3 protein-coding genes are annotated in these 8786 nt (G+C 65.4%); 1 reads left to right on the top strand and 2 read right to left on the bottom strand.

What is annotated here, in order from left to right:
* Both VFA16_RS09060 and VFA16_RS09065 read right to left on the bottom strand, forming a co-directional pair.
* A partial coding sequence (locus VFA16_RS09060; protein WP_324967487.1) for an MBL fold metallo-hydrolase occupies positions 1 to 530 on the bottom strand: 530 nt, incomplete at its 3' end.
* 129 nt (positions 531 to 659) lie between these two features.
* Positions 660 to 2399, bottom strand: a complete 1740-nt coding sequence (locus VFA16_RS09065; RefSeq protein ID WP_324967488.1) for an AMP-binding protein — start codon at positions 2397 to 2399, stop codon at positions 660 to 662.
* A 224-nt stretch (positions 2400 to 2623) separates the two neighbouring features.
* Between VFA16_RS09065 and pks2 the strand changes: the two genes are divergently transcribed.
* A partial coding sequence (gene pks2 / locus VFA16_RS09070; protein WP_324967489.1) for a sulfolipid-1 biosynthesis phthioceranic/hydroxyphthioceranic acid synthase occupies positions 2624 to 8786 on the top strand: 6163 nt, incomplete at its 3' end.

Here is an 8786-nt window from a genome sequence, read left to right on the forward strand (position 1 = left end):
GAGTACTGCAGCATGTGGACGTCGACGTGGCCGAACTCAGCTGCCAGCACATCGAGATCCACCGGCCGGGCGTCGTTCATGTTGAACGCGGTTGTTTCGCCGTCCGAAACGACCAGCGCCGAGTCGCCGATCGGGCCGTCGGCGGGTGCCCGAAGCGCGATGATCATGACATCCAAGGCGCCCTTGGGGCCGTCGACGCGGTGCTTGACCGAGTCTTCGGTCTCGAAGAACCGGTGAAATCCCAGTTTTTCCAGCTCAGTGCGCAGGTCGGGCACCGGATAATCCGGCAGCAGCACCACCGCGTCCTTGTCGACGTGCTCACGCAGCAGCTTCGCGTCGAAGTGGTCTTTGTGCAGGTGCGAGATATAGAGGTAGTCGCATTGGCCCAGCCGGTCCCAGTCCAGCGTGCTGTTGTCCGGGAACGGGAACCACGACGCGAAGTAGGCCGGGTTGACCCAGGGGTCGCACAGGATGCTCCCTGCCCGGGTCTCGATCAGGAAGCCGGCATGGCCGACGCTGGTGACCTGCACTAATGCCTTTCCGACGACGTTCAGACCGGTGATGTGCCGCTTTTGAGCTTAGCGGCAGGACCATGCGCTATGCCGTCGATGCCCTACAGGCAGGCGCCGGCGAGGCCGCAGCCAAGCCGGGCTGTCACCCTAAGGGTCCAAACGGGTGAACTGGCCGTGCCGGTAATGCTCGACACAGGTGGATCGCCTGACCTTGCCGCTGGTGGTAATCGGTATCGAGCCGGGTGCCACCAGAACGAGATCCGCGACGCTTAGATTGTGCGAGTTCGAAATCGCCGCGGTGACTTCGCGTTTGATGTCGGCGAACTGTTCGGCGATCTCCTCGTCGGACTTCCCGCGCTTCTTGGCTTCGATGATGACGACAAGCTTCTCGGTGTGTGCATCCGGAACCGCTATCGCCGCGCAGCGACCCTTGGTGATCTCTTGGACCGTCGCTTCGATGTCATCGGGAGAGTGGTTGCGCCCGTAGACGATCAACAGGTCCTTGATGCGGCCGATGACGAACAGCTCGTCGTCGAAGACGAATCCCGAGTCACCGGTGCGCAGCCACGGCCCCTCCGGCGTGCCTGCCGAGGGCGCGACGAGCGTTCCGCGGAAGGTAGTTTCAGTTTCGTCGGGCTTGCGCCAGTAGCCCATCGCGACGTTGTCGCCGTGTACCCAGATCTCGCCGACGGTTCCCGCCGGGCACTCGACACGGGTGTCGGGATCGACAATGCGGATCGACGGTGACTGCGGCATCCCATAGCTGACCAGCGGTGTGCCAGTACCGCTTTCGCAGCGCTCCGCCTTTCCGGCGGTAAGCTTCTCGGTTTCGAAGGACACGATAGACGGTGGTTGGCCTGCTTTACGGGTCGCAACGTATACCGTTGCCTCCGCGAGTCCGTATGACGGGCGGATCGCCGCTTCGCGAAGATTGAAGCGGGCGAACCGCTGCGTGAAACGCCGCAGCGTCGCGGGATGTACCCGCTCACTACCGGTGGCGATGACAAGCACATCGGACAGATCCAGTCCGGCCATGTCGTCGTCCGATGTTTTTCGCGCGGTCAATTCAAACGCGAAATTCGGTGCTGCTGAGTACGCATGGCTATTGGTCGCCAGTAGTTGCATCCACCGCGCCGGCCGCTGCAGAAACGCGACCGGACTGGTGAGCACAGCGGGAAGACCGGTCAAAATCGGCCCGCACATTCCCAGATACAAACCCATGTCGTGATAAAAGGGCAGCCATGACACGACAGTGGTGTCCGGCGGGGGAACCTTTCCGTAGTCCGCGAAGTAATCAGACGTCAGCTGTTCAAAATTGGCCAAAAGATTTCTGTGCGACATCATGACGCCCGCCGGTGAACGGGTCGACCCGGACGTGTATTGCAAATACGCCGTACGGGGATGGTTCTCGTAGCTGATACCGGATCCGATCGGGCCGTCAAGGTTCAGCGAGTTCACCTCGATGACCGATGGAGCGGCTTCGCCGGACTGCAACTTGATGTGTTCGGCTACGGTGCCTGCGACTGCGGACGTCGTCAGAACGACCGCAGGTGAGGCGTCATGCAGCACCGAACTAACGCGCTCATCCGCCACTCCACCCAGCGGAACCGAGAGCGGAACCGCAATCTGTCCCGCTTGCAACGCGCCGAGAAACGCGATGATGTAGTCAAGTCCCTGTGGCGCCAAAATCAGCGCGCGGTCGCCGGTAGAGCCGTGCTGCCGAAGCACATCAGCGACATTGAGCGTGCGTCGATACAGTTGCGACCAGGTTAGGCTTTCCGCAACCCCGGCCCAATCCTGCTCGTAGTCGATAAACGTGTACGCCGTGTCGTTGGGCTGTAGGCTCGCGCGCTCGTACAGCAAGGTCAATATGGAAGTGTCTACCACGCGCGTCAGGTTACCGTGGCCGTCGCCGTCGCGAGCCAATTCCTTGGTCACTTAGGTGTAACTCTTCGAGCAGAACCGATCACCCAGTGAGCAGCGATCGCCTACAGTACAAATTCGAATCGGAGGGGAACGAGTAGTGCCGACGTAGGCATCGCGGGAGGCTAAGCGGGTGCCACGCGTCAATGAGCGCACAGGCTACAGAGTCGTTGCTGTGAGGAGGCGGAATGGTTTCGTTCGGGGCGCTCGATGATCGTACGGACCGCTCACCCTCGGCGAATGCTGCGACCAACAACGGCACTGCGTCGGTGACTCCGGTTGCGATCATCGGTATGGCATGCCGGCTGCCCGGCGGTATCGACTCGCCTGAGCTGCTGTGGGAGACGTTACTGCGCGGCGCTGACATGGTTACCGAGGTTCCGCCGGAGCGCTGGGACGCCGACGAGTACTACGACCCCGAACCCGGGGTGCCGGGCCGTTCGGTGACGAAGTGGGGGGCCTTCATCGACGACGTCGGCGGCTTCGACGCGGATTTCTTCGGGATCAGTGAGGCAGAGGCCACCGCGATCGATCCGCAGCACCGGTTGTTGCTGGAAACCTCTTGGGAGGCTGTGGAGCACGCGGGGCTCAACCCGGGCGGGCTGGCCGGCTCGAACACCGGTGTGTACGTGGCTTTGGGCCATAACGATTATCAACTGTTGGCCGCCGATGCCCACGCCTTGGAAGGGCCGTACGGATTTCTAGGCAACGGTTACTGCATGGCCTCAGGACGGATCTCCTACGCCCTGGGACTGCATGGTCCCGCGTTGACGGTGGATACCGCATGCTCGGCCGGCTTGGTCGTGGTGCACATGGCGTGCCGCAGTCTGCACGACGGCGAATGCGACCTTGCACTGGCGGGCGGTTCGGCGGTTGCGCTGGATCCGCGCAAGTTCTCCGCGGGGTCAGCGGGCGGCATGCTGTCTCCGACCGGACACTGCAATGCCTTCGATGTCGGCGCGGATGGGTTCGTGGCCGGCGAGGGCTGTGCCGTGGTGTTGCTCAAGCGGTTACCGGATGCGCTGCGCGACGGTGACCGGATATTGGCTGTGGTGCGCGGCACCGCGTTGAACAACGATGGCCGCACGGTAACCATCACCACGCCGTCGCGGGAAGCGCAGGTCGCGGCGTACCAAGCTGCATTGGCGACGGCGGGTGTCGACGCGGCCAGTGTGGGCATGGTGGAAACGCACGGCACCGGTACCCCCACTGGCGATCCGATCGAATATGCCAGCCTCGCAGAGGTTTACGGCATCGATGGGCCCTGCGCGCTTGCAGCCGCGAAGACCAATTTCGGGCACAGCCAGTCCACCGCAGGCACGTTGGGTCTGATCAAGGCCGTCCTGTCTCTGCAGCATGGCGTCGTCCCGCGAAATCTGCACTTCAGCCACCTTCCGGACGAGCTGAACCAAATCAAGACCAATCTCTTTGTGCCGCAAGAAAATACGCCGTGGCCGACGAACGGACACACGCCGCGACGGGCGGCGGTGTCGGCGTACGGGTTCTCGGGGACCAACGCCCACGCCATCTTGGAGCAAGCTCCTGAGACCGCGGAAACCAGTGCGCAGCACAACGGGGAAGCGGAGGCAACGGCGACACCCCAGCTCATTGGCGACGACCCGCTGCATCCGGCTTCGTCGCGCTTGCGATCGCCGCTGCTGTTCCCGTTGTCGTCGACCTCAGCCGACGAACTGCGCCGCACCGCCGGCCGGCTCGCTGACTGGGTGCAGGCGCATGACGACGTGGCGTTGCCGGATCTGGCCTACACGATGGCGCGTCGACGCGCACACCGTCCGGTGCGCACCACCGTGATTGCGAGCAGCCGGTCGGAGCTCAGTGAGGCGTTGCGGGAGGTCGCCGACGGCGATACGCCGTATCAGCCTGTGGTCGGCCAAGATGACCGGGGACCGGTGTGGGTGTTTTCCGGGCAGGGTTCGCAGTGGGCGGCAATGGGCGCACAACTGCTCGCCAACGAGCCGGTGTTTTCCGCCACCGTCGCGCAAGCCGAGCCGGTGATCGCCCGCGAGTCCGGGTTCTCGGTGACCGAGGCGATCAAGGCGGCTGAAGTCGTGACCGGCCAAGACCGCATCCAACCGACGCTGTTCACCATGCAGGTCGCCTTGGCCGCCACCATGAAGTCCTACGGGGTGCGTCCGGGCGCGGTCATCGGGCACTCGCTCGGTGAGGCCGCGGCAGCTGTTGCCGCGGGTGCGCTGTCGCTGGAGGACGGGCTCCGGGTGATCTGCCGACGCTCACAGCTGATGTCCCGCGTCGCCGGTGCCGGTGCTACTGCATCGGTGGAACTGCCGGCCCAGCAGGTGCTTTCGGAGCTGACCGCCCGCGGGATCACCGATGTGGTGGTGGCGATCGTGGCCTCACCGCAGTCCACGGTGATTGCCGGCGCCGCCCAGAATGTTCACGATCTGGTGGCGGCCTGGCAGCAGCGTGATGTGATGGCCCGCGAGGTCCCCACCGACGTCGCTTTCCATTCGCCTCAAGTCGATCCGATCCTCGACGAGCTGACCCAAGCGCTCGCAGACCTCAACCCGATGTCGCCGGAAGTTCCGTTCTATTCGGCGACGCTGTTCGACCCGCGCGAGCAACCAGTCTGCGGTGCGCGCTACTGGGCGGACAACATGCGCCGCATGGTGCGGTTCGCTGCGGCGGTACAGGCCGCACTAGAGGATGGCTACCGGGTCTTCGCCGAGCTCTCACCGCATCCCCTGCTCACCCATGCTTTGGAGCAGACCGCCCGCGGCCTCGACATGCCCCTGGCCGCTCTGGCCGCCATGCGGCGGGAGCAGCCGCTGCCCTACGGGCTGCGGGGCTTCGTGGCGGACCTGCACAATGCGGGCGCCGCGGTCGACTTCTCCGTGCTCTATCCGGGCGGACGGCTGGTCGATGCGCCACTGCCGACCTGGACGCACCGTCACCTGATGTGGAGCCGCGACAATCAGGAGTCCCAGATACACGGCGGTTGCACCGTTTCCGTGCATCCGCTGCTGGGCCCGCATGTGCAATTGCACGAAGAACCGGAGCGCCACGTGTGGCAAGGAGAGGTCGGCACCGCCGCCCAGCCGTGGCTTGCCGACCACCAAATCCGCAATGTGCCCGTACTCCCGGGTGCGGCGTACTGCGAGATGGCGCTCGCCGCGGCTCACGCCGTCTTCGGCGAGGCCGCTGAAGTTCGCGACATCCGCTTCGAGCAAGCGCTGCGGCTCGATGAGCAGACGACCGTCGGCGCATCGGTGACGTTGTCGTCGCCGGGCGTCGCCGACTTCACCGTCGAGACCAGCCAGGGCGGCCAACAAGTGCGGCACGCTGCCGCGGTCCTGCAGGGCGGCGAGGACGAGCAACCGCCGACGCGCGATATCTCCGCGCTGCTTGCCGGGCATCCGGGTCGTGAGGAAGGCGCCGACGTGCGTGCGCGGCTCGACCAGCGTGGAGTTCAATTCGGTCCGGCGTTCACCGCTCTCGGCACCGTGCACACCGGCGAGGGCGAAACCCACACCGTCCTGGCGGAGGTCGCGCTGCCCCGCCAAATCCGCTCGCAACAAGATGCGTACGGCGTGCACCCGGCGCTGCTGGATACCTGCTTCCAAACCATCGAGGCGCATCCGGAAGTCCGGACCCTGGCCGAAGAAGTGTTGGGCTTGCCGCTGGGTGCCCGGCGGATACGCATCTACGGTCCGGTTCGCAACGCCAGCTACTGCTACGCACGGGTGACCAAAGCCGATACGTCCGGGGTGGATGCCGACTTCGAACTGCTCGACGAGCACGGCGCGGTCCTGCTCAGCCTGCAGGGCGCGCGGTGGGGCACCAGGTTCTCCGGGAACGCGCACAAAGACCGGTTGCTGGCCGAGCGGCTGCTGACCATCGAGTGGCGGCACCGCGAATTGCCCGACGCGGAACACGTCGAGGCCGGGGCCTGGCTGCTGATCAGCACCACCGCTACCGCGGACGTGGTGGCCACCAAGTTGACCGATGTCCTGAAAAACCATGGTGCGCAATGCGCCACGATGTGCTGGCCACCGCAGGCCGACTACGCATCCAACCGAGAACAGCTGGCAAATCATCTGCGGGCCGGTGGATTTAACGGTGTGGTGATCCTGACCGGACCGAAGAACGGGGACGCCGACGACCAGTCCCCGCGACTGGGCCGCGAGTATGTGCAGCATCTGGTCCGCATCACGCGGGAATTGCCGGAGATTTCTGGCGAATCGCCGCGTCTTTACGTCGTGACGCGCAATGCCCAGGCGGTGCTGGCCGGCGACCGACCCAACCTGGAGCAGGCCGGGCTGCGGGGCTTGTTGCGGGTGATCGGCACCGAGCATCCGCACTTGCGCGTCGCCCAGATCGATATGGACGAAGCCACCGACGCCGAACGGCTGGCGCAGCAACTGCTCGGCGACTCCGAAGAGGACGAGACCGCCTGGCGAAACGACGCCTGGTATACGGCGCGGTTGTCCCTTGCTCCGCTGCTTCCCGAGGAGCGCAAAACCACCATCGCCAACCATGAGCGCGACCGGATGCGCCTGCAGATCCGCACACCAGGTGATCTGCAGACGTTGGAACTCGTTGCATGTGACCGGGTTCCGCCCGGACCGGGACAGATAGAGGTCGCGGTCACCGCGTCCAGCATCAACTTCGCCGACGTGCTGGTGGCGTTCGGCCGCTACCCCGCTATCGAGGGGCGGCTACCGGAGCTGGGCACCGACTTCGCCGGAGTCGTGACTGCGGTCGGTCCAGACGTCACCGACCACAAGGTCGGCGATCATGTCGGGGGTCTTTCCCCCGACGGGTGTTGGGGCACATTTGTCACCTGCGACGCGCGCCTGGCAGTGGCGTTGCCGACGGGGCTGTCCGATGGGCAGGCGGCGGCGGTGACCACCGCGACGGCCACTGCCTGGTACGGCCTGCAGGACCTGGCCCGCATCAAGAGCGGCGACAAGGTGTTGATCCATTCCGCGACGGGAGGTGTGGGACAGGCGGCGATCGCCATCGCCCGCGCCGCAGGAGCCGAGATCTTCGCCACCGCGGGCAGCGAGGAGCGCCGACAGCTGTTGCGCGACATGGGTATTGAGCACGTCTACGACTCGCGAAGCGTGGAGTTCGCCGATGCGATACGCCGCGACACCGAAGGCTACGGCGTCGACATCGTGCTCAACTCGGTCACCGGCGCCGCTCAACGCGCGGGCCTGGAACTGCTGTCCTTCGGGGGACGATTCATCGAGATCGGCAAGCGCGACATCTACGGCGACACCCGGTTGGGGCTCTTCCCGTTCCGCCGCAACCTCGCGTTCTACGGCGTCGACCTGGCGTTGATGACCGTCACCCACCCCGACCGGCTGCGCGACGTGTTGACGAGGGTGTACCAGCTCACCGCCGAGGGCGTGTTACCGATGCCGGAGAGCACGCACTATCCGCTTTCCGAGGCTGCCACGGCTATTCGGGTGATGAGCGGTGCCCAGCACACGGGCAAGCTCGTGCTCGACATCCCGCGCACCGGGTCCAGCCGCGTGGTGGTGCCACCGGCCCAGGTCGATGTCTTCCGCCGCGACGGTGCCTACATCGTCACCGGTGGGCTGGGTGGCCTGGGCCTGTTCTTGGCCGAGAAGATGGCTGCATCCGCGGATGGGGCGGGCTGCGGGCGCATCGTGCTGTCGTCGCGTTCGCAGCCAACACCGGAGGCGCTCAACACTATTGATCGCATCCGGGGGATGGGTGCCGATGTCGTGGTGGAGTGCGGTGACATCTCTGAGGCTGGTACGGCACAGCGGTTGGTGGCCACGGCGACCGCCACCGGTCTGCCGCTGCGAGGTGTGCTGCATGCCGCGGCGGTAATCGAGGACGCCACATTGGCCAACATCAGCGATGAGCTCGTCGAACGTGACTGGGCGCCAAAGGTTTACGGAGCGTGGAACCTGCACACTGCGACCGCAGACCAGCCGCTGGACTGGTTCTGCTCGTTCTCCTCGGCGGCCGCGCTGGTGGGCGCGCCGGGACAGGGCGCCTACGCGGCGGCTAACAGCTGGCTGGATGCGTTCACCCGGTGGCGCCGTGCTCAGGGGCTGCCGGCGACTACGATCGCCTGGGGCGCATGGGCCGAGATCGGGCGCGCCACCGCGCTGGCTGAAGGCGGCGGTGTTGCTATCGCTCCCGACGACGGCGCTTACGCGTTGGAAGCGCTGCTACGCCACGACCGCGGCTACACCGGGTATGCGCCGATCACGGGTGCGCCGTGGCTGACGGCGTTCGCCGAGCGCAGTCCCTTCGCCGAATCTTTCCGCTCAATGGGCCAAAACGCCGCGGGGACAAGCAAACTGCGTGCCGAACTCGACGAACTGCCTC

It is taken from the genome of Mycobacterium sp. (genome assembly GCF_035653355.1).
Lineage (GTDB): Bacteria > Actinomycetota > Actinomycetes > Mycobacteriales > Mycobacteriaceae > Mycobacterium.